Source organism: Citrobacter sp. B72, from assembly GCF_016894305.1.
Lineage (GTDB): Bacteria > Pseudomonadota > Gammaproteobacteria > Enterobacterales > Enterobacteriaceae > Citrobacter > Citrobacter portucalensis.
This window is the reverse complement of record NZ_CP069801.1, coordinates 3286940-3308295: the sequence shown is the minus strand read 5'-3', so window position 1 is coordinate 3308295 and position 21356 is coordinate 3286940. Positions and strand designations below refer to the sequence as shown.

At 52.7% G+C, this 21356-nt stretch carries 21 protein-coding genes, 5 tRNA genes and 1 other RNA gene; 16 read left to right on the top strand and 11 right to left on the bottom strand.

Features of this window, described 5'->3' with window-relative positions; translation table 11 throughout:
• The first annotated feature begins 15 nt into the window (after positions 1-15).
• The 10 genes from pal (at position 16) to pnuC (ending at position 4326) form a co-directional block, all read left to right on the top strand.
• Positions 16-534: a peptidoglycan-associated lipoprotein Pal gene (gene pal, locus JQN59_RS15845; RefSeq protein ID WP_003022983.1), complete on the top strand. Its 519-nt coding sequence runs from the start codon at positions 16-18 to the stop codon at positions 532-534.
• 9 nt (positions 535-543) lie between these two features.
• Positions 544-1335, top strand: coding sequence for a cell division protein CpoB (gene cpoB / locus JQN59_RS15840; RefSeq protein WP_003831441.1), 792 nt, complete (start codon positions 544-546; stop codon positions 1333-1335).
• A 165-nt stretch (positions 1336-1500) separates the two neighbouring features.
• A tRNA-Lys gene (locus JQN59_RS15835) sits at positions 1501-1576 on the top strand.
• A gap of 141 nt (positions 1577-1717) precedes the next feature.
• Positions 1718-1793 (top strand) — tRNA-Val (locus JQN59_RS15830).
• 3 nt (positions 1794-1796) lie between these two features.
• Positions 1797-1872: transfer RNA gene (locus JQN59_RS15825), tRNA-Lys, on the top strand.
• Between the two features lie 45 nt (positions 1873-1917).
• Positions 1918-1993, top strand: a tRNA-Lys gene (locus tag JQN59_RS15820).
• A gap of 32 nt (positions 1994-2025) precedes the next feature.
• A tRNA-Lys gene (locus JQN59_RS15815) sits at positions 2026-2101 on the top strand.
• 22 nt (positions 2102-2123) lie between these two features.
• A non-coding RNA gene (locus JQN59_RS15810) (RtT sRNA) lies at positions 2124-2256 on the top strand.
• 280 nt (positions 2257-2536) lie between these two features.
• Positions 2537-3580: a quinolinate synthase NadA gene (gene nadA, locus JQN59_RS15805; protein WP_149607109.1), complete on the top strand. Its 1044-nt coding sequence runs from the start codon at positions 2537-2539 to the stop codon at positions 3578-3580.
• Between the two features lie 26 nt (positions 3581-3606).
• Complete coding sequence (pnuC, locus tag JQN59_RS15800; protein ID WP_048214653.1) at positions 3607-4326, top strand: nicotinamide riboside transporter PnuC; 720 nt, start codon at positions 3607-3609, stop codon at positions 4324-4326.
• On the opposite strand, the gene zitB is transcribed toward pnuC, so the two are convergent.
• On the bottom strand, positions 4323-5264 hold the full coding sequence (gene zitB, locus JQN59_RS15795) for a CDF family zinc transporter ZitB (RefSeq protein WP_048214652.1): 942 nt from the start codon (positions 5262-5264) through the stop codon (positions 4323-4325). The genes pnuC and zitB overlap by 4 nt on opposite strands.
• 113 nt (positions 5265-5377) lie before the next feature.
• Positions 5378-5752: a YbgS-like family protein gene (locus JQN59_RS15790; RefSeq protein WP_003022994.1), complete on the bottom strand. Its 375-nt coding sequence runs from the start codon at positions 5750-5752 to the stop codon at positions 5378-5380.
• Positions 5753-6069: 317 nt separating this feature from the next.
• On the opposite strand from JQN59_RS15790, the gene aroG reads away from it, so the two are divergent.
• Positions 6070-7122, top strand: coding sequence for a 3-deoxy-7-phosphoheptulonate synthase AroG (gene aroG, locus JQN59_RS15785; RefSeq protein WP_003831449.1), 1053 nt, complete (start codon positions 6070-6072; stop codon positions 7120-7122).
• 108 nt (positions 7123-7230) lie between these two features.
• Here aroG and gpmA read toward each other — a convergent pair whose 3' ends face one another.
• The 7 genes from gpmA to modE all read right to left on the bottom strand — a co-directional run bounded on the left by gpmA (position 7231) and on the right by modE (position 15020).
• Positions 7231-7983 (bottom strand): 2,3-diphosphoglycerate-dependent phosphoglycerate mutase, encoded by a 753-nt coding sequence (gene gpmA, locus JQN59_RS15780; RefSeq protein ID WP_003022999.1) that lies wholly within the window; start codon positions 7981-7983, stop codon positions 7231-7233.
• Between the two features lie 232 nt (positions 7984-8215).
• The gene (galM, locus tag JQN59_RS15775) at positions 8216-9256 is read right to left on the bottom strand and encodes a galactose-1-epimerase (RefSeq protein ID WP_149607110.1); all 1041 of its coding nucleotides are present in this window, start codon (positions 9254-9256) and stop codon (positions 8216-8218) included.
• The gene (galK, locus tag JQN59_RS15770; protein WP_149607111.1) at positions 9250-10398 is read right to left on the bottom strand and encodes a galactokinase; all 1149 of its coding nucleotides are present in this window, start codon (positions 10396-10398) and stop codon (positions 9250-9252) included. The genes galM and galK overlap by 7 nt, the downstream gene beginning before the upstream one ends.
• Positions 10399-10401: 3 nt before the next feature.
• Positions 10402-11448 (bottom strand): galactose-1-phosphate uridylyltransferase, encoded by a 1047-nt coding sequence (galT, locus tag JQN59_RS15765; protein ID WP_032942745.1) that lies wholly within the window; start codon positions 11446-11448, stop codon positions 10402-10404.
• Positions 11449-11457: 9 nt separating this feature from the next.
• Positions 11458-12474 (bottom strand): UDP-glucose 4-epimerase GalE, encoded by a 1017-nt coding sequence (galE, locus tag JQN59_RS15760; protein ID WP_149607112.1) that lies wholly within the window; start codon positions 12472-12474, stop codon positions 11458-11460.
• Positions 12475-12691: 217 nt separating this feature from the next.
• Positions 12692-14164: a molybdate ABC transporter ATP-binding protein ModF gene (modF, locus tag JQN59_RS15755; RefSeq protein ID WP_149607113.1), complete on the bottom strand. Its 1473-nt coding sequence runs from the start codon at positions 14162-14164 to the stop codon at positions 12692-12694.
• Positions 14165-14231: 67 nt separating this feature from the next.
• Positions 14232-15020 (bottom strand): molybdenum-dependent transcriptional regulator, encoded by a 789-nt coding sequence (gene modE / locus JQN59_RS15750; RefSeq protein WP_032942748.1) that lies wholly within the window; start codon positions 15018-15020, stop codon positions 14232-14234.
• Positions 15021-15149: 129 nt separating this feature from the next.
• Here modE and JQN59_RS15745 point away from each other — a divergent pair, with 129 nt between their 5' ends.
• The 4 genes from JQN59_RS15745 (at position 15150) to modC (ending at position 18007) form a co-directional block, all read left to right on the top strand.
• Complete coding sequence (locus tag JQN59_RS15745) at positions 15150-15299, top strand: AcrZ family multidrug efflux pump-associated protein (RefSeq protein WP_020996536.1); 150 nt, start codon at positions 15150-15152, stop codon at positions 15297-15299.
• A gap of 184 nt (positions 15300-15483) precedes the next feature.
• On the top strand, positions 15484-16257 hold the full coding sequence (modA, locus tag JQN59_RS15740; RefSeq protein ID WP_003831470.1) for a molybdate ABC transporter substrate-binding protein: 774 nt from the start codon (positions 15484-15486) through the stop codon (positions 16255-16257).
• Complete coding sequence (gene modB, locus JQN59_RS15735) at positions 16257-16946, top strand: molybdate ABC transporter permease subunit (protein ID WP_008784169.1); 690 nt, start codon at positions 16257-16259, stop codon at positions 16944-16946. The genes modA and modB overlap by 1 nt, the downstream gene beginning before the upstream one ends.
• Positions 16947-16948: 2 nt before the next feature.
• Positions 16949-18007 (top strand): molybdenum ABC transporter ATP-binding protein ModC, encoded by a 1059-nt coding sequence (gene modC, locus JQN59_RS15730; protein WP_003831474.1) that lies wholly within the window; start codon positions 16949-16951, stop codon positions 18005-18007.
• Here the strand turns inward: modC and JQN59_RS15725 are convergent, their stop codons facing one another.
• Complete coding sequence (locus JQN59_RS15725) at positions 18008-18826, bottom strand: pyridoxal phosphatase (RefSeq protein WP_008784170.1); 819 nt, start codon at positions 18824-18826, stop codon at positions 18008-18010.
• A gap of 165 nt (positions 18827-18991) precedes the next feature.
• Between JQN59_RS15725 and pgl the strand changes: the two genes are divergently transcribed.
• Complete coding sequence (gene pgl / locus JQN59_RS15720; RefSeq protein WP_149607114.1) at positions 18992-19987, top strand: 6-phosphogluconolactonase; 996 nt, start codon at positions 18992-18994, stop codon at positions 19985-19987.
• An 82-nt stretch (positions 19988-20069) separates the two neighbouring features.
• Here pgl and JQN59_RS15715 read toward each other — a convergent pair whose 3' ends face one another.
• Positions 20070-21353, bottom strand: a complete 1284-nt coding sequence (locus tag JQN59_RS15715) for a putative acyl-CoA thioester hydrolase (RefSeq protein ID WP_048216339.1) — start codon at positions 21351-21353, stop codon at positions 20070-20072.
• Positions 21354-21356: the final 3 nt, after the last annotated feature.

Genomic DNA, 21356 nt, shown 5'->3' with positions numbered 1-21356 from the left:
AAAGGAATCATTGAAATGCAACTGAACAAAGTGCTGAAAGGGCTGATGATTGCTCTGCCTGTTATGGCTATTGCAGCGTGTTCTTCTAACAAGAACGCCAGCAATGACGGCAGCGAAGGCATGCTGGGTGCCGGCACTGGTATGGATGCAAACGGCAGCGGCAACATGTCTTCTGAAGAGCAAGCGCGTCTTCAGATGCAACAGCTGCAGCAGAACAACATCGTTTACTTCGATCTGGACAAGTACGATATCCGTTCTGACTTCGCTGCAATGCTGGATGCTCACGCTAACTTCCTGCGTAGCAACCCGTCTTACAAAGTCACCGTAGAAGGTCATGCGGACGAACGTGGTACTCCTGAGTACAACATCTCCCTGGGTGAGCGTCGTGCGAACGCCGTTAAGATGTACCTGCAGGGTAAAGGCGTTTCTGCTGACCAGATCTCCATCGTTTCTTACGGTAAAGAAAAACCTGCAGTACTGGGTCATGACGAAGCGGCTTACGCCAAAAACCGTCGCGCCGTACTGGTTTACTAAGAGAATTGCATGAGCAGTAACTTCAGACATCATCTGTTGAGTCTGTCGTTACTGGTTGGCATAGCGGCCCCCTGGGCCGCTTTTGCACAGGCGCCAATCAGTAGTGTCGGCTCTGGCTCGGTCGAAGACCGTGTCACTCAACTCGAGCGTATTTCTAACGCTCACAGTCAGCTTTTAACCCAACTCCAGCAACAACTCTCCGATAATCAGTCCGATATTGATTCCCTGCGCGGTCAAATTCAGGAAAATCAGTATCAACTGAATCAGGTTGTTGAACGCCAGAAGCAGATATTGCTGCAGATGAATAATCTTGGCAGCGGTAGTGCACCTGCGGCGCAATCTGCGGGCGGCGATCAGAGCGGGGCAGCAGCAACCCCTGCACCTGATGCGGGTGCAGCGGCAGCGTCAGGTGCTCCGGTACAAACTGGCGATGCGAATACCGATTACAATGCGGCCATTGCTCTGGTGCAGGATAAATCCCGCCAGGATGACGCGATTGAAGCATTTCAGAACTTCATTAAAAAGTACCCAGACTCAACTTACCTGCCAAATGCGAATTACTGGCTGGGTCAGTTGAATTACAACAAGGGGAAAAAAGATGATGCAGCGTTCTATTTTGCTTCAGTAGTCAAAAACTTCCCGAAATCACCAAAGGCTGCAGACGCGATGTATAAAGTCGGCGTCATCATGCAGGACAAAGGTGATAAAGAGAAAGCGAAAGCCGTTTATCAGCAGGTTATCACTAAATACCCTGGCACTGATGGCGCGAAACAAGCGCAAAAACGCCTTGGCGCGATGTAATGAACACCATGCGACCAGAAATCGTTTTAATTCTGGTCGCGTCGTGTGATTCCTAAGCAGTTGAGTTATTTACATCGAAATTTTTGTTGCGCTAAAATCTGAAATCAGTAATATATGCCGCCGTTGCCAAGGGATATCAAACAGCCCGAAAGCGGCAAAAAAAGTGGGTCGTTAGCTCAGTTGGTAGAGCAGTTGACTTTTAATCAATTGGTCGCAGGTTCGAATCCTGCACGACCCACCAATCGTTCTGGTGGAACGCGATAGTAAAACGTGAAGGATAACGTTGCGTAAGCAACGGCCCGTAGGGCGAGACGAAGTCGAGTCATCCTGCACGACCCACCACTAACTTAGTTAGTTAGTAAGTAGTATCCAGCGCAGTATCGGGTGATTAGCTCAGCTGGGAGAGCACCTCCCTTACAAGGAGGGGGTCGGCGGTTCGATCCCGTCATCACCCACCACTCGGGGCGTTAGCTCAGTTGGTAGAGCAGTTGACTTTTAATCAATTGGTCGCAGGTTCGAATCCTGCACGCCCCACCAATTTATTGGTGGCACCGAGTAAAAATTTTCAGGTTATACCCGAGCGGGTCGTTAGCTCAGTTGGTAGAGCAGTTGACTTTTAATCAATTGGTCGCAGGTTCGAATCCTGCACGACCCACCATCCTGAAAGTATTAAGAAGTAAACCCCATAAGGGGGCGTTAGCTCAGTTGGTAGAGCAGTTGACTTTTAATCAATTGGTCGCAGGTTCGAATCCTGCACGCCCCACCAGTGTAAAAAGGCGCCCTAAAGGCGCCTTTTTGCTATGCGCAGAATTAACGATTCGAACCTGCAGCAGGTTCGGGTCTCACGTAGTGAGACAACGGAGCCGTTTACGGCGACGGCCCGGAGGGCGAGCAAAGCGAGTCATCCTGCACGCCCCACCAGTGTAAAAAGGCGCCCTAAAGGCGCCTTTTTGCTATCTGCGATTTATAAGATTCGAAGCTGCTGCCTGATGCGCTTTGCTTATCAGTCCTACAGACGACACTATTCACGTTGGCCGGATAAGACGTCAGTCGCCTTCCGGCATTCCTCACACGCAATTATTGTGACTTTCTTACGCCAATCCGCTATCTTGTTTAGCATATAAAACAAATCTAACCGAATACGGCGTGCGTCACGCTTTTAATCGGTTATTTCGTTCAGCCAGTAAAACGAGAAAGCAAGATGAGCGTGATGTTTGATCCAGAAGCAGCAATTTATCCGTTTCCACCGAAGCCAGCCCCGCTGAGTGTGGATGAAAAGCAATTTTATCGTGAAAAAATCAAGCGCCTGCTGAAAGAGCGTGATGCCGTTATGGTCGCGCACTATTACACCGATCCCGAAATTCAGCAGTTGGCCGAAGAGACCGGTGGTTGTATTTCTGATTCTCTGGAGATGGCGCGTTTCGGCTCAAAACATTCTGCCTCTACGCTGTTGGTTGCAGGCGTGAGGTTTATGGGGGAAACCGCCAAAATCCTCAGCCCGGAAAAGACCATCCTGATGCCGACCCTACAGGCGGAATGCTCATTAGATCTGGGCTGTCCGATTGATGCGTTCAGCGCGTTTTGCGATGCGCACCCCGATCGTACCGTGGTGGTTTACGCCAATACCTCAGCCGCCGTTAAAGCACGTGCGGACTGGGTCGTCACATCCAGTATCGCGGTAGAACTTATTGAGCATATTGATAGTTTAGGTGAAAAAATCATCTGGGCTCCGGACAGACATCTGGGCAACTACGTCCAAAAACAGACCGGTGCAGACGTTCTTTGTTGGCAGGGGGCCTGTATCGTCCACGACGAATTTAAGACTCAGGCTTTAACACGCATGAAGGGGCTTTACCCTGATGCAGCGGTGTTGGTGCACCCGGAGTCCCCTCAGTCTATCGTTGATATGGCCGATGCGGTTGGCTCAACCAGCCAGTTAATCAATGCCGCTAAATCGTTACCGCATCAACGGCTGATTGTGGCGACTGACCGGGGCATATTTTACAAAATGCAGCAGGCCGTTCCGGATAAAGAATTGCTTGAAGCGCCGACGGCTGGTGAGGGGGCAACCTGCCGCAGCTGTGCGCATTGTCCGTGGATGGCGATGAACGGCCTCAAGGCGATTGCTGAGGGCCTGGAACAAGGCGGAGCGGCTCATGAGATACATGTTGATGCTGCGCTGCGAGAAGGGGCGTTGTTGCCGTTAAACCGCATGTTGGAATTTGCGGCTACACTTCGAGCTTAATTACTATTTTTGCTCTGGGGGAAAAGATGGACTTTTTTAGCACGCAGAACATTCTGGTACATATTCCGATTGGCGCTGGCGGTTACGATCTGTCGTGGATCGAAGCTGTGGGGACGATCGCTGGGTTGCTGTGTATTGGCCTGGCGAGCCTTGAGAAAATCAGCAATTACTTCTTCGGCCTGATAAACGTCACGCTGTTTGCGATTATCTTCTTTCAGATCCAGCTCTATGCAAGCCTGTTGCTGCAAGTTTTCTTCTTTGCCGCCAACATCTACGGCTGGTATGCCTGGTCCAGGCAAACCAACCAGCATGAAGCGGAACTGAAAATTCGCTGGCTGCCGTTACCAAAAGCGATCGGCTGGCTGGCGGCTTGCGTGGTGGCGATCGGCCTGATGTCGGTCTATATCGATCTGGTCTTTGCGTTCCTGACCCGCATTGCGGTGAACATTATGCAGGCATTAGGATTGCAGGTTGTTGTGCCTGAGTTGCAACCCGATGCATTCCCGTTCTGGGACTCCTGCATGATGGTGTTGTCGATTGCGGCGATGATCCTGATGACGCGTAAGTACGTTGAAAACTGGCTGCTGTGGGTGATCATTAACGTAATAAGCGTAGTGATTTTCGCCCTGCAAGGCGTATATGCCATGTCGCTGGAATATGTGATCCTGACGGTTATCGCCCTGAACGGTAGCAGGATGTGGATTAACAGCGCGCGCGAGCGGGGTTCCCACGCGCTGTCCCATTAATGGTGATGGTGTGAATGGCCGGATACCCCCTGATACAGGTGGCAGTCCGGCCCATTACACGGCTGATACTCCATCTGGATCGTGGCGTGTTCAATCTGGTAGTGATGGATAAGGAAATGCTGAATACGCTCCAGCAGCGCGTCGTGATCGTGCGGCGGGACCACCTGCACATGCAGCGTCATTACCGGTTTTTCACCCACCATCCAGACATGGACATGGTGCACATTGCGGACTTCGGGGATATCCCGGCTGAGATGGCGCTGCAGTGCGGCGATATCCAGCGTCAGCGGGGCGCCTTCCAGTAATTCATTAACGCTATCCTTTAACAGTCGCCAGGCGCTACGCAGTACCAGCACGGAAACCAGAATCGAGAGAATCGGGTCCGCAGGCGTCCAGCCCGTCCAGATAATAATCAGCGCAGCGATGATCGCCCCGACCGAGCCGAGTAAATCGCCCATCACATGTAGTGCCGCGGCGCGGACGTTTAGGTTTTTCTCCTCACTGCCGCGGTGTAGAACCCAAAAAGCCAGCACGTTAGCCAGTAAACCCGCGACAGCTATAACCATCATCATGCCGCCAGCCACGGGGCGGGGCGTATGGAAGCGCTCAATGGCTTCCCAGACGATTAAAATGGTGATCACGACCAATGCGATGGCATTAACAAACGCGGCCAGTGTCGTGAGCCTCAGCCAGCCGAAGGTGTGTCGTATTGTGGGCGGGCGATGGGAAAACCGGACGGCCAGTAGCGCAAAAAGGAGCGCTGCGGCATCAGTGAGCATATGCCCGGCATCGGCCAACAAGGCCAGTGAACCTGAAAGTATTCCACCCACCACTTCAACCAACATAAATCCGGCTGTAATGCAGAATGCAAACATCAAGCGGCGGGCATTATTGTCCTTGGGTTGCTCAGAAGAAGTATGAGTATACGAGTGCGCCATTATGCCATCCCTTTGTTATTCTCATCTTTACTGTATGCCATCATACCGTTTTTGGGATGATAAAATTAAAAAGGAGAGCTATTGCTCTCCCATTATTAGCTTTATTTTCAGCGTTACTGCGTAGTGCCATCAGTTTTTGTCTCAGCATCATTGTTAATGCCGTTTCCGGTCTCAACCTTCTTATTCACATCAGGGCAGCGACCGTCCTTACACATGGTGTTTTTGTGCATCTCATCTTTGGTCATCCCTTCATGGTTCATTGATGAACCGTTCGGATGCAGCATTGTGCCACCCGAATTCACGTTACTGTTGTCGACATTATTTGGTGCCACGTTTTCGCGTGCGTCTGGGGCGACCTGACCGGCATCCGCCGAGGAATTTGCCTGGCCGTTATTGGACTGCGTATTGGTTTCAGCTGCCAGCGCCGCGCCGCTGGCGAGGCTGAGTGTAGCGGTAAGAAAGAGTGAAGCCAGCTTTGTCATATGCATAATATGCTCCTGTTATGGTCGATATGTCGGATAACGTCTTCCAACAGTGCATGTGCCAGTTACATCATCAATATGTGGTTAATAGTTTTGCCAGAGAAATTAAACCCAGCATAGAATCTTGAAATTTATGAAAATTAAAGCTGTTACAGTTATAAATTGTAGGTTGGATCTCGTTTTTCGCTACTTTATTGCGTTTTTTTGGCCAATTCCAGGATTAATCCGTCCAAAGTGTAAAACCCCGTTTACACTTTATGACTGAAGATATAGATTGGAGGGATTGCATTCATTTATATAAGTATGGCAACGCTGGAATAATCATGAATTATCAGAACGACGATTTACGCATTAAAGAGATCAACGAGTTATTACCGCCAGTCGCATTGTTGGAAAAATTCCCCGCTACTGAAAATGCCGCAAACACGGTGGCTCATGCCCGTAAGGCGATTCATAAAATCCTGAAAGGGAGTGACGATCGCCTGCTGGTAGTGATTGGGCCTTGCTCTATTCATGATCCGGCAGCCGCCAAAGAGTATGCCGCTCGCCTGCTGGCACTGCGTGAAGAGTTAAAAGGCGAGCTTGAAATCGTTATGCGCGTCTATTTTGAAAAACCGCGAACTACCGTTGGCTGGAAAGGGCTTATCAACGATCCGCACATGGACAACAGCTTCCAGATCAACGATGGGCTGCGCATTGCGCGTAAACTGCTGCTGGATATCAATGACAGCGGATTGCCTGCAGCGGGTGAATTCCTCGATATGATTACGCCGCAATACCTCGCCGACCTGATGAGCTGGGGCGCGATTGGGGCACGTACCACAGAATCTCAGGTGCATCGCGAATTGGCGTCTGGTCTGTCCTGCCCGGTTGGCTTTAAAAACGGTACTGATGGCACGATAAAAGTAGCGATTGATGCGATTAACGCCGCAGGAGCGCCGCACTGCTTCCTGTCTGTGACCAAATGGGGTCATTCGGCGATCGTAAATACCAGTGGTAATGGCGATTGCCATATTATTTTGCGTGGCGGCAAAGAGCCGAACTACAGTGCTCAGCACGTTGCCGACGTGAAAGAAGGTCTGATCAAAGCAGGGCTTTCAGCGCAGGTGATGATCGACTTTAGCCATGCCAACTCCAGCAAGCAGTTCAAAAAGCAGATGGATGTCGCGAAAGATGTTTGCGGACAAGTTGCTGGGGGCGAAAAAGCAATTATTGGCGTGATGATCGAAAGCCATCTGGTAGAAGGTAATCAGAACCCGGATAGCGGTGAGCCGCTGACTTACGGTAAGAGCATCACCGACGCCTGCATTGGCTGGGAAGATACCGATGCGGTGTTGCGCCAGCTGGCGGATGCAGTAAAAGCGCGCCGCGGTTAAAAAATTCATCCGGGCTACGCTCGTTAGGCCGGATAAGGCAACGCCGTCATCCGACAATAAAAAAGCGTGGAGCATTCCACGCTTTTTTCGTTTGACCCGGGATGAAAATTACTTCGCTTTACCCTGGTTCGCAACGGCTGCCGCTTTTGCTGCGATCTCGTCAGCGTTACCCAGATAGTAGTGTTTGATTGGTTTGAAGTTTTCGTCGAACTCATATACCAGCGGTACGCCGGTTGGGATGTTCAGTTCAAGGATCTCATCTTCGCCCATGTTATCCAGGTATTTAACCAGCGCACGCAGAGAGTTACCGTGAGCGGCGATAATTACGCGCTCACCGCTTTTCATGCGCGGCAGAATGGTTTCGTTCCAGTAGGGGATAACGCGATCGATGGTCAGCGCCAGGCTTTCGGTAACCGGTAACTCTTTGTCGGTCAACTTCGCATAACGCGGATCGTGACCCGGATAACGCTCGTCATCTTTGGTCAGTTCCGGTGGCGTTACCGCAAAGCCGCGACGCCATTGTTTAACCTGCTCGTCACCGTATTTTTCAGCGGTTTCAGCTTTGTTCAGACCCTGCAGCGCGCCGTAATGACGTTCGTTCAGTTTCCAGGATTTTTCAACCGGCAGCCAGGCCTGATCCAGTTCGTCCAGTACGTTCCACAGGGTGTGGATGGCACGTTTCAGCACAGAGGTATAAGCAAAATCGAAGCTGTAGCCTTCTTCTTTCAGCAGTTTACCTGCCGCTTTTGCTTCGCCCACGCCTTTCTCTGACAGATCAACGTCATACCAACCGGTAAAACGGTTTTCGTTGTTCCACTGACTTTCACCGTGACGTACCAGAACCAGCTTAGTTACAGCCATACACTCACTCCTATAAATCATATTGAATGATAATAATTCTCATTATATTGCCGTAAAGCGTCAGCGGCAATGCTTACGCATAACCATAGCGAAAATAGCGCCACAGTGTAAGGTTCTTGTGAATTCAAGGTTGCGATTTTGTCTTTGAGTGGTGGGGATTTGAGCGGTTCTACTGTGATAAACAAATAACAGGCCCGCTACGTTACGTCATCGGGCCTGTGAGGGGAAAGGATCAGACTGGAATAAACTGATATTCCGTCACGCTGGCATACTCTTCACCCGGGCGTAAGAAGCAGTCCGGCTGCTGCCACTCTGGATGGTTTGGGCTGTCCGGGAGAAACTCACTTTCCAGCGCCAGACCTTGCCAGTCTTCGTAGGCGTCTGGTCCGCGAGATGGTGTACCGCCGAGGAAGTTGCCGGAGTAAAACTGCAATGCTGGGGCGGAGGTGTATACCACCATCTGCAGTTTTTCATCCTGGGACCACAGTCGGGCGACCGGCGTACGCGCATTGCCCTGTGCCTGAAGCAGGAAGGCGTGATCGTAACCTTTCACCTTGCGCTGATCGTCATCGGCAAGAAATTCACTGCTGATGATTTTAGGCGTGCGGAAATCGAAAGTGCTACCAGCGACGGATTTCAGCCCGTCATGCGGGATGCCCATTTCATCAACCGGCAAGTACTCGTCCGCCATAATTTGCAGCTTATGCTGGCGCACATCCGTTTTGTCACCGTCGAGGTTAAAATAAACGTGATTCGTCAGATTCACCGGACAGGGCTTATCGACCGTGGCGCGGTAGGTTATCGAAATACGATTATCGTCAGTCAGGCGATACTGCGCGGTGGCGCAAAGATTACCAGGGAAACCCTGGTCGCCATCGTCAGATGTTAAGGCGAACAGCACCTGACGGTCATTCTGATTGACTATCTGCCAGCGACGTTTGTCGAAACCGTCTGGCCCGCCGTGCAGCTGGTTGTTGCCCTGACTTGGTACCAACTCAACGGTTTCGCCGGCAAAGGTATAGCGGCTGTTGGCGATACGGTTAGCGTAGCGACCAATTGAAGCGCCAAGAAACGCAGCCTGCTCCGGGTATTGTTCCGGACTGGCGCACCCGAGCAATGCTTCACGCACGCTACCATCGCTAAGCGGAATACGCGCAGAGAGCAGCGTCGCGCCCCAGTCCATGAGCGTGACGACCATCCCTGCGTCATTGCGCAGGGTGAGCAGGCGAAACGGCTGACCGTCCGGAGCCTGCACAGGGATTTCGCTTAACATTGTCCTGCTCCTTGTGAAGGTTTGCAGACGTAGAATGTTTCTTTGATACCGGTTTTTGCTTCGTATTGTTGCGCGACGGCCTGCTGTACGGCAGGCACCAAATCTTGCGGGATTAGCGCCACAATACAGCCCCCGAAGCCGCCGCCAGTCATGCGCACACCACCTTTATCGCCGATGGTTGCTTTGACAATCTCAACCAGCGTATCAATTTGCGGCACGGTAATTTCAAAGTCATCGCGCATTGAAGCGTGAGATTCTGCCATCAGTTGACCCATGCGTAGCAGGTCGCCTTTTTCCAGCGCCTGCGCGGCTTCAACGGTACGCGCATTTTCCGTGATCACGTGACGAACGCGTTTGGCGACAATCGGATCCAGTTCGTGAGCAACTGCGCTAAAGGTTTCAAAGCTGACATCACGCAGGGCAGGTTGCTGGAAGAAACGCGCCCCGGTTTCACACTGTTCGCGACGGGTGTTGTACTCGCTACCCACCAACGTACGTTTAAAATTGCTGTTGATGATTACCACCGCCACGCCTTCAGGCATGGAAACGGCTTTGGTGCCCAGCGTACGGCAGTCGATCAGTAGCGCATGATCTTTCTTGCCAAGCGCCGAGATCAACTGATCCATAATGCCGCAGTTACAGCCGACAAACTGGTTTTCAGCTTCCTGGCCGTTCAGGGCAATCTGCGCCCCGTCGAGCGGCAGATGATAAAGCTGCTGGAACACGGTGCCTACTGCCACTTCCAGCGAAGCCGAAGAGCTTAAGCCTGCGCCCTGAGGCACATTACCGCTGATCACCAGATCCGCGCCGCCAAACGCATCGTTGCGTTTTTGCAGATGCTTCACTACGCCACGCACGTAGTTTGACCACTGCTGGCTGTCATGAGCGATAATCGGCGCATCAAGCGAGAACTCATCAACCTGATTGTCGTAATCAGCGGCGATCACACGGACTTTTCGATCGTCGCGCGCCGCACAGCTGATAACGGTTTGATAGTCGATAGCGCAGGGCAGAACGAAGCCGTCGTTATAATCGGTATGTTCACCGATCAGGTTCACACGACCCGGTGCCTGAATAGTATGGGTGGCAGGGTAGCCAAATGTTTCAGCAAACAGAGATTGTGTTTTTTCTTTCAGACTCATTATTTATACTCCGGATTCGCGAAAATGGATGTCGCTGACCGCACGCAGTCGTTCAGCCGCTTGTTCTGCCGTCAGGTCGCGCTGGGTCTCCGCCAGCATTTCGTAACCGACCATAAATTTGCGCACGGTTGCCGAACGCAGCAGCGGCGGATAAAAGTGCGCGTGCAACTGCCAGTGTTGGTTTTCTTCTCCGTTAAACGGCGCGCCGTGCCAACCCATGGAGTAGGGGAATGAGCACTGGAACAGATTGTCGTAACGACTGGTCAGTTTTTTCAACGCCAGCGCCAGATCAGCGCGCTGTTCGTCGGTCAAATCGGTGATACGCAGAACATGCGCTTTCGGCAGCAGCAGCGTTTCGAACGGCCATGCCGCCCAGTAGGGCACGACTGCCAGCCAATGCTCAGTTTCAACGACCGTCCGACTACCGTCCGCCAGTTCACGCTGGACGTAATCAACGAGCATCGGCGCGCCTTGTTCGGCGAAGTATGCTTTCTGCAGGCGATCTTCACGTTCGGCTTCGTTAGGCAAAAAGCTGTTGGCCCAAATTTGTCCGTGTGGGTGCGGGTTCGAGCACCCCATCGCTGCGCCTTTATTCTCAAATACCTGCACCCAGGGATAGGTTTTGCCTAAGTCTTCAGTCTGCTCCTGCCACGTTTTCACTATTTCTGTTAGCGCAGGGACGCTGAGTTCCGGCAGCGTTTTGCTGTGATCGGGCGAGAAGCAAATTACACGGCTGGTACCGCGCGCGCTCTGACAGCGCATTAACGGATCGTGACTGTCCGGCGCGTCCGGGGTATCGGACATCAGCGCTGCAAAGTCATTGGTAAAGACATAGGTCCCGGTGTAATCCGGGTTTTTGTCGCCGGTAACGCGCGTATTGCCAGCGCACAGGAAGCAGTCCGGGTCATGTGCAGGCAGTACCTGCTTAGACGGAGTTTCCTGCGCCCCTTGCCACGGGCGTTTGGCGCGATGTGGTGATACGAGGATCCACTGCCCGGTGAGCGGGTTAAAACGGCGATGTGGATGATCGACAGGATTGAATTGCGTCATGATTGGTCCTTAATCCGAATATCCCTGCGGGTGGCGTGACTGCCAGTGCCAGGTATCTTGCGCCATTTCATCCAGTGTGCGGGTCACGCGCCAGTTGAGCTCGCGATCGGATTTACTGGCGTCAGCCCAGTAGGCCGGAAGATCGCCATCACGGCGCGGGGCGAAATGGTAATTCACCGGTTTACCGCAAGCTTTGCTGAAGGCGTTGACCACGTCCAGCACGCTGCTGCCGATGCCTGCACCGAGGTTGTAAATATGTACGCCCTGTTTGCCCGCCAGTTTTTCCATGGCAGCAACGTGGCCGTCGGCGAGATCCATCACGTGGATGTAGTCGCGTACGCCGGTGCCATCTTCAGTAGGGTAGTCATTGCCAAATATGGCAAGAGACTCGCGGCGGCCAACGGCAACCTGCGCGATGTAAGGCATCAGGTTGTTTGGAATACCTTGCGGATCTTCCCCCATATCTCCCGATGGATGAGCGCCAACCGGGTTAAAGTAGCGCAGCAGGGCAATGCTCCAGTCGGGCTGCGCTTTTTGCAGATCGGTCAGGATCTGTTCCACCATCAGCTTGCTTTTGCCGTACGGACTTTGCGGTGTGCCGGTGGGGAAGCTTTCAACGTAAGGAATTTGCGGCTGATCGCCATAGACGGTCGCGGAGGAGCTAAAAATGAAGTTTTTCACGTTAGCAGCGCGCATTGCATTCACCAGACGCAGAGTGCCGTTGACGTTGTTGTCATAGTACTCCAGCGGCTTGGCAACGGATTCTCCAACGGCTTTTAAACCGGCAAAATGGATGACCGTATCAATGGCATGATCGTGCAGAATTTCGGTTATCAGCGCTTCGTTACGGATGTCTCCTTCCACGAAGGTCGGATGCTTGCCGCCTAAACGCCCAATGACGGGCAGTACGCTGCGCTTGCTGTTGCAGAGATTGTCCAGGATCACCACTTCGTGACCGTTTTTCAGCAACTGCACGCAAGTGTGGCTTCCAATGTAACCGCTACCACCTGTAACCAATACTCTCATAATTCGCTCCGTTAAGCCTATGGTATGCAATAACCATAGCATAACAAAGATGCGAAAAGTGTGACACGGAATAAATTAGTGGAATCGTTTACACTCCAGTGTTTTCACTCGATACTGCCAGTTACTTTATTATAAATCATTATGTTAGGTTGTTATTTCAGCACTTGTCTGAAAAAAAAGCAGAAAAAAGGGCGTGATAAACGCCCTGGCATGAAAATTAACGCAGAGAGGTTTGTCGATAGGCGTAGATATCACCCTCGGGTACAAACTCTAGCCGATGGGTAATGCAGGCCGGGGCATCTTCGGCGTGATGAGAGACGAACAAAAGCTGAGTTTCACCTTCACCGATCAGGACATCCACAAACCGACGGATCAGTTGACGGTTGAGCGGATCTAATCCTTGCAACGGTTCATCGAGGATCAGCAACGTAGGATGTTTCACCAGTGCACGAACAATCAATGCCAGCCGCTGCTGCCCCCAGGAAAGACTATGAAATGGCGCATCCGCGGTACGTTTATCGATGCCCAGAATATCCAGCCACTGTTGTACCAGCTTGTGCTGCCTGTCGGAGACGGCCTGATAAATGCCGATTGAATCGAAATAACCGGAGAGAATAACGTTGCGAACTGTCGTACTTACCCGGTAATCCAGATGCAGGCTGCTGCTGACATAGCCAATATGTTTTTTGATATCCCAGATAGTTTCACCGCTGCCCCGGCGGCGGCCAAACAGGGTCAGGTCGTTGCTATATCCCTGGGGATGATCGCCAGTGATTAAACTGAGCAGGGTTGATTTCCCCGCACCGTTGGGGCCGATGATTTGCCAGTGTTCCCCCGGATTTACCCGCCAGCTCAGATGATGCAGGATAGGGCGATCGTTATACGAGACGGTGCCGTCGTTAAGCACAATGCGCGGCTCGTTATCTGACAGCGTGTGGCGCACCGAAGGCTCATCCGGTTCGGGTAACTGGATGCCTTCCAGCCGCTCGCTATGGGCAAGCTGAGCGATTAATGCCTGTTGCAGAAGGTCGGGTTTTGCACCGGTTTCCGTCAGCGTGCAGTCGGCAAGTACGCCGGCAAACTGCACGAACTCAGGAATTTCATCAAAGCGATTAAGCACCAGTACCAACGTTAAACCGGCCTGGTGCAACTCAGCGAGCAACTCTGCAAACTGGCGACGGGACGCCACGTCCAGCCCGTCAAAGGGTTCATCAAGGATCAGTAAATCCGGTGTGGACATTAATGCCTGGCAGAGTAGGGTTTTGCGCGTTTCACCGGTGGAAAGGTATTTGAAACGCCTGTTAAGTAGGGATGAAATGCCAAACTGCTGCGCCAGTGCAGCGCAGCGGGCGGGGTCGTGAACTTCGTCCTGAATGATTTCTGCGGTAGTGCGCCCGGTGTCGTCTTCACCGGGACTAAGAAGATCGGTGTTGTTTCGCTGCCACTCGTCGCTGACCAGCTTTTGTAGCTGCTCAAAAGAGAGTCGGGTAATACGTGTGAACTGACAGTGACGTTCGCCTTTCAGAAGCGGTAACTCGCCCGCCAGCGCGCGGGCCAGCGCAGATTTCCCGCTGCCGTTAGAGCCAACAAACGCCCAGCTATCACCCGCGTTTAACGTCAACGCATCTAACTGGAGCGTTTTTGTGTCGCTAAGACGAAACGTGCCTTGCGAAATTTGCAACGATGACATTTTGTATCCCATTATTTGCAGCGATGAATAACAGGGATACGTGTTCTTCAGGCTGATGTCAATTAACTCAGCACAGTGTGGCGATAATCACCCTGTCCGCATTAAAATATGCTGTGACGTTAGCGCCTTCCGTTAATGTGTGGGCCTGCTCTATCGGCAAAGTCGCGCACAGCGTCTGGCCGTCTGGCAAGGTCATCAACACTTCACACTGCTCCGCTCCGCGTTCGATATGGCTAATCGTGCCCTGCAACTGGTTATCGGCGGCCTGAGCGATCGCGTCGTCCTGAGTGATTCCCACCCATGGCGCTTTCAACAGAATCAGTACTTCTTTGCCTTCTTCAAGCCCGAGACGCTCGCCGCTTTGCGCAGTGATTGCCACTTTCAGGCGCGTTTCGCCATCCGCCAGCAGCACGTCGACATGCTGTTGAACCTGATCGTGGTCGCGGGCGGTAATGGTGCCAAACCACTGGTTACGGGCGCTGGTTTGCAGCGAAAAGCGAGAGATCGCCGCCAGCAGGCTATTGAGCGGCAGTGCGTCGTCATCGCTCAAAACATCGAAGGCTTTCTGTTGGATTTGCGCCAATAAATCATACAACTGGATTAAGCGTTGGCCGTAGCGCGTTAACACCGCGCCGCCGCCGCCTTTGCCGCCAGTGGCGCGCTCAACCAGCGTCTGCTCGCTGAGTTGATTCATCTCGTTAATCGCATCCCAGGCGCTTTTATAGCTGATACCTGCATCCTTCGCGCCCTGACTGATGGAGCCGGAAAGCGCAATGTGCTTAAGCAGAGAAATGCGACGGGGATCGGCAAACAGTTTTTGCTGAAGTTTCAGCGTAAGAAGGATTTCGGCCTGCATCACAAGCTCCTGGCAAAAGGGGTATTGTGACGGAAAACCGCGCGCGCGCAAAGCCAACCGCACAAAAGGGGAGTGCTTTTCTGTGTTATGTGGTTAGAATACAACTAAGGACTATATCTGGAGTTGACCATGTTAGAGTTATTGAAAAGTCTGGTATTCGCCGTAATTATGGTTCCTGTGGTGATGGCTGTCATCCTGGGGCTGATTTACGGACTGGGTGAAGTGTTCAACATCTTCTCCTCTATCGGTCAGAAAGACCAGTCCAGACAGAATCATTGATTCCCCAAACGCCCGCTCAGTCGGGCGTTTATATTTTTTGCCTGCCAACTCGTTTTCTCAAGATCTTGCTTTCCCTGCCGATATTTTCTTTGTGTAACCTCTAATTGGTATCAATAACCACTGGGAAAATCCTGGTTTACTCGTTATATTTGCGCCTACATAACGAAACGCAAAGGAGTTACAGATGGCACGTACATGGTTACGCTTGTTTGCAGGGGCAACACTTTCTCTTACCGTTGCCGGGCATGCGCTGGCGGATGAAGGAAAGATTACCGTTTTTGCAGCGGCTTCGCTGACCAACGCGATGCAGGACATTGCAACGCAATATAAAAAAGAGAAGAACGTTGATGTTGTCTCCTCTTTTGCTTCTTCTTCCACGCTGGCGCGTCAGATTGAAGCAGGCGCACCGGCCGATCTGTTTATTTCTGCCGATCAGAAATGGATGGACTACGCGGTAGACAAGAAGTCGATTGATACCGCATCGCGTGAAACGCTGTTGGGTAACAGTCTGGTGGTGGTTGCGCCGAAAGCCAGCGCGCAGAAAGACTTCACCATTGACAGCAAAACCAACTGGACCAGTCTGTTGAATGGTGGACGCCTGGCTGTTGGCGATCCAGAACATGTTCCGGCGGGCATTTATGCCAAAGAAGCGCTGCAAAAATTGGGTGCATGGGATACCCTGGCCCCGAAACTGGCTCCTGCTGAAGACGTGCGCGGTGCGCTGGCGCTGGTAGAGCGTAACGAAGCGCCGCTGGGGATCGTCTATGGTTCCGATGCTGTCGCCAGTAAGGGCGTAAAAGTTGTTGCGACTTTCCCGGAAGATTCGCACAAAAAAGTGGAATACCCTATCGCGATTGTTGATGGGCACAAAAACGCAACGGTTAGCGCGTTCTATGATTACCTGAAAGGACCGCAGGCTGCTGAAATCTTTAAACGTTATGGATTTACGACCAAGTAATGATACTGACCGATCCTGAATGGCAGGCCGTCATCCTGAGCCTGAAAGTTTCTTCCCTGGCTGTATTGTTTAGTTTGCCGTTTGGGATCTTCTTTGCCTGGCTGCTTGTGCGATGCAAGTTCCCGGGCAAAGCGCTGCTCGACAGCGTTCTGCATTTGCCGCTGGTTCTGCCGCCGGTCGTGGTAGGCTATCTGCTGTTGGTCGCCATGGGGCGGCGCGGATTCATTGGCGAATGGTTGTACGACTGGTTTGGCATTACCTTTGCCTTTAGCTGGCGCGGTGCGGTACTGGCTGCAGCGGTGATGTCTTTTCCTCTGATGGTACGGGCAATTCGTCTGGCGCTGGAAGGTGTCGACGTCAAGCTGGAGCAGGCGGCCCGCACGCTGGGAGCCGGACGCTGGCGTGTATTCATGACCATTACGCTACCGCTGATGCTGCCCGGCATTATTGTCGGTACGGTGCTGGCGTTCGCGCGTTCCCTCGGGGAATTCGGCGCAACCATTACTTTTGTTTCCAACATTCCTGGTGAAACCCGCACCATTCCTTCGGCGATGTATACCCTGATCCAGACTCCCGGCGGCGAAAGCGCGGCGGCGAGATTGTGTATCATTTCTATTGTGTTGGCGCTGATTTCGCTGCTGATTTCTGAATGGCTGGCGCGTATTAGCCGTGAGCGGACGGGGCGATAATTATGCTGGAACTCAATTTCTCCCAGACGCTGGGGACGCATTGCCTGACGCTCAACGAAACGCTGCCAGCCAGCGGCATCACCGCTATTTTTGGCGTTTCCGGCGCGGGCAAAACCTCACTGATTAACGCCATCAGCGGCCTGACGCAGCCGCAGTCCGGACGCATCGTGCTCAACGGTCGGGTCTTAAACGACGTCGAGAACGGTATCTGTTTAACGCCGGAAAAACGCCGGGTGGGCTATGTTTTCCAGGATGCGCGCCTGTTCCCGCACTATAAAGTGCGCGGCAACCTGCGTTACGGAATGGCGAAAAGCATGGCCGGACAGTTTGATAAGCTGGTGGCGTTGTTGGGCATTGAACCGCTGCTTGACCGTCTGCCTGGCGGTCTTTCTGGCGGTGAAAAGCAGCGTGTCGCCATCGGTCGGGCGCTGCTGACCGCGCCTGAGTTATTGCTGCTTGATGAGCCGTTAGCCTCGCTGGATATACCGCGTAAACGCGAACTGCTGCCTTACCTGCAACGCCTTGCACGTGAAATTAATATTCCGATGCTGTACGTCAGCCACTCGCTTGATGAGATTTTGCACCTGGCGGATAAAGTGATGGTGCTGGAGAACGGGCAGGTCAAAGCGTTTGGTTCGCTGGAAGATGTCTGGGGCAGCAGCGTGATGCACCCCTGGCTGCCTAAGGAACAGCAAAGCAGTATTCTGAAAGTCAGCGTGCTGGAACATCATCCACACTATGCGATGACCGCGCTGGCGCTCGGCGATCAGCATCTGTGGGTCAATAAGCTGGAGCAACCGCTGCAAACCGCGCTGCGTATTCGTATTCAGGCCTCTGATGTTTCACTGGTGCTCCAACCCCCCCAGCAGACCAGTATTCGTAACGTTCTCCGGGCAAAAGTCGCGCAATGTTATGACGATAACGGTCAGGTGGAAGTTCAGCTTGAGGTGGGCGGTAAGACGCTGTGGGCGAGGATTAGCCCATGGGCCAGGGATGAACTGGGTATCAAACCTGGCCTGTGGCTGTACGCGCAAATTAAGAGCGTATCGATTACCGCCTGATTACAGCAGGTGGGAGTAGATAAATTTCGCAATGCTGTCTGTGGTGTTGTCACCAATCACGATGTTGGCGCGGGCTTTGACCGCGTCATCCGCGTTGCCCATCGCCACACCGGTACCTGCGGCTTCCAGCATGCTGATATCGTTAAAGTTATCACCAAAGGCAATCACGTTTTCCATTGACCCGCCCTGTGCTTCAATCCACTGGGTAAGGCGTCGTCCTTTGCTGTTGCCTTTACGGGCAATGTCGACCTGATCGTGCCAGGACCATTCACACTCCAGCCCCAGCTGTTGCTCGACGTGCCGACCAAACTGCTGCAATTTCGGAATATCTTCGTCGGTCAGGGCAAATTTCCAGACGGCGTTGACGTCATGTGCGGCCTGCGCCAGCGAAGGAACCTGGGTGAAGGTCGGGCGCTGTTCCGGCGGCAGAGTTTGCGCCCAGTTAGCGGTACGCACCACATGCCCGGTTGGGCGCTCATACAGCATGGCCTCATCCACATACATCAGCCCGTGGATCTGATGTTCATCCAGCATTTCGATCAGCTGTAATGCCTGGTCTACCGGGAGGGGATCGGATTCCAGTACCTTTTTTGCCTGATAATCATACAAGTAGGTACCGTTACAGCAAATTGCAGGTGTATCCAGCGCCAGTGCCTGATAAAAAGGATGAATAGCAACGTGATGGCGACCTGTGACAATGATAAGTTGGTAGCCTGCTTCTCTGGCGCGCGAGAGCGCTTCGAGGGAGGATGGCAGCAAGGTTTTTTTCGGGGTCAACAGGGTACCGTCTAAATCCAGGGCAATCACGCGTGCGGTCATAGTTTTTTCCAGATTAAGGTTGAGAATTTTGTCTGCTGGAATGGTACACCGAGACGGGAGCCGGACAAAATTCTGAGCCTTAATTAAGCATTCACCGTTAAAAGCGTCTACCTTAGGCGTGTGTCAGGCAATTGCAGCCACCTGCCAAAAAGCAAAGGAGTATTCATGAAGCAAACCGTTTATACCGCCAGCCCTGAAAGTCAGCAAATCCACGTCTGGAGCCTGAATCACGATGGTTCTCTGACGCTGACGCAGGTGGTTGATGTACCGGGTCAGGTACAGCCGATGGTCGTCAGCCCGGATAAGCGTTACCTCTATGTTGGTGTGCGCCCGGAGTTTCGCGTGTTGGCTTATCGTATTGCGCCTGATGACGGAGCGCTGACCTTCGCGGCAGAGTCTGCGCTGCCGGGTAGCCCGACGCATATTTCTACCGATCATCAGGGACGTTTCGTGTTCGTAGGCTCTTATAACGCGGGTAGCGTTAGCGTCACGCGTCTGGAAGATGGCCTGCCGGTGGAACTGGTTGACGTGGTAGAAGGTCTGGATGGTTGCCACTCAGCCAACATCTCTCCGGATAACCGTACCCTGTGGGTTCCGGCGTTGAAACAGGATCGTATCTGCCTGTTTGACGTTAGCGATGATGGCCATCTGGTTGCGCAGGAACCAACTGAAGTGACTACCGTTGAAGGCGCGGGCCCGCGTCATATGGCGTTCCATCCGAATAAGCAATATGCCTACTGCGTGAATGAGCTGAACAGCTCTGTTGATGTCTGGGAGCTGAAAGATCCGTACGGCAAGATTGAGTGTGTGCAGACACTGGATATGATGCCTGCTGATTTCGCGGATACCCGTTGGGCAGCAGATATTCACATCACACCGGATGGTCGTCATCTGTATGCCTGTGATCGTACCGCCAGCCTGATTACGGTCTTTAGCGTCTCTGAAGATGGCAGCGTGCTGACCAAAGAAGGTTTCCAGCCTACCGAAACTCAGCCGCGCGGTTTTAATATCGATAACAGAGGTAAATACCTGATTGCAGCCGGGCAAAAATCGCACCATATCGCGGTATACGAGATTGCTGGCGAACAAGGACTGTTGACGGAGAAAGGTCGTTACGCGGTAGGACAAGGCCCGATGTGGGTGGTGGTTAACGCGTACTAATATTGCGTCTAATGCCGGATGAGTATCCGGCACATTGCCCGGCAGAGCATGAATCTGCCGGGTTTACATCAGAGAATGACGTTTACTGCTTAGGTTCAGCAACCACTTTGCTACCGATACCGCGGTTGTTGTATTCCCACATACGGTTGAAGTTGGTGTCGTTCAGGTTACGCTGGATTTCACCTTTGTCATCTTCCGCACCGGTATTACCGGCAAACGGGCGTTTTGCGATAACGCTGTCAGCCCATGGTTTTGCCATGTTAAAGCCTTCGTTAATCACGCTGTCACGAATCACGACCTGACCGTTAGTGTTGGAATCGACATCCAGCGAGCGGCCTAACTGCGCCACGCCATCGCCACTTGCCGTGAAGCGACTATTAATCGCCAGGAAACCGTAGTAGATGTTTGACAGGGTAGCCGGTGCGAACACATAGGCTTCCTGCTGGGTACGGGAGTTCACTACGCGGAAATCGGTGTTATCGAACACTACGGCACCGCGACCGGAAACGATATCCACATCGCCTTCAATGTAGCTGTTGGTAACCAGCGTACGCGGCTGACGATCGTTTTCCAGACGGTTTTGTACGCCGCTATTGGTCACGAAGAAGGTATTCTGGCGGCCCAGGATATTGACCTTGTTGATCTGCACTTTATCGCCATCGGTACGCAGTGCAACGGCCGGGTGGTTACCCGCATCAACGCTGTCACCCAGGTTGTTTTCGATGGTCAGGTTCTGCAATTGCAACCCGTTGTTTTGCGACCAGACGACAGCAGAACACATCACGCCAATATTCGTGCCGCGTTTGTTCTGGCAATTATCAAACATATACCACGCAGGTTTACCCGGCATGTATTTACCGGCTGGGTTCACCGTACGACGCCAGTCAGCGGTGCTCATTTCACCGTCAATGGCCTGGCCAATTTTCACATCAAGCGGTTTTTCGCCCATGCCGTACAGCGTCAGGCTACCTGTTGCTGCTGGAATATATACCGTGCCCTGGTACTCGCCTGGCATAATCGCGATGTACTGACGTTTGTTAGTACGTTTGATGATTGCTGCATCAACAGCGGCCTGAATGCTGGTATGGGTGACGCCCTGAGTCCCTGCCGGGCCAACGACGAAGTCAGGCTGTGCAGGCAGAGAAATAGAAGAAGGGCTCCACGGCGCGGTGTTTGGCGTCAGCGCGGAAAAATAGTGCGCAGTAACGAAGTTTTTCGCTTCATTGGCCGACAAAATTGGGCGCGAAGAGGTTCCTGGCGCGGTTTGATCGGAAGGAATTTGATCGGGCGGCGTAGAGCTACAGGCGGTCAGCGTCACGCCAAAAGCCATTGCCAGCGCCAGACGGGAAACTGATGATATGTTCACAGG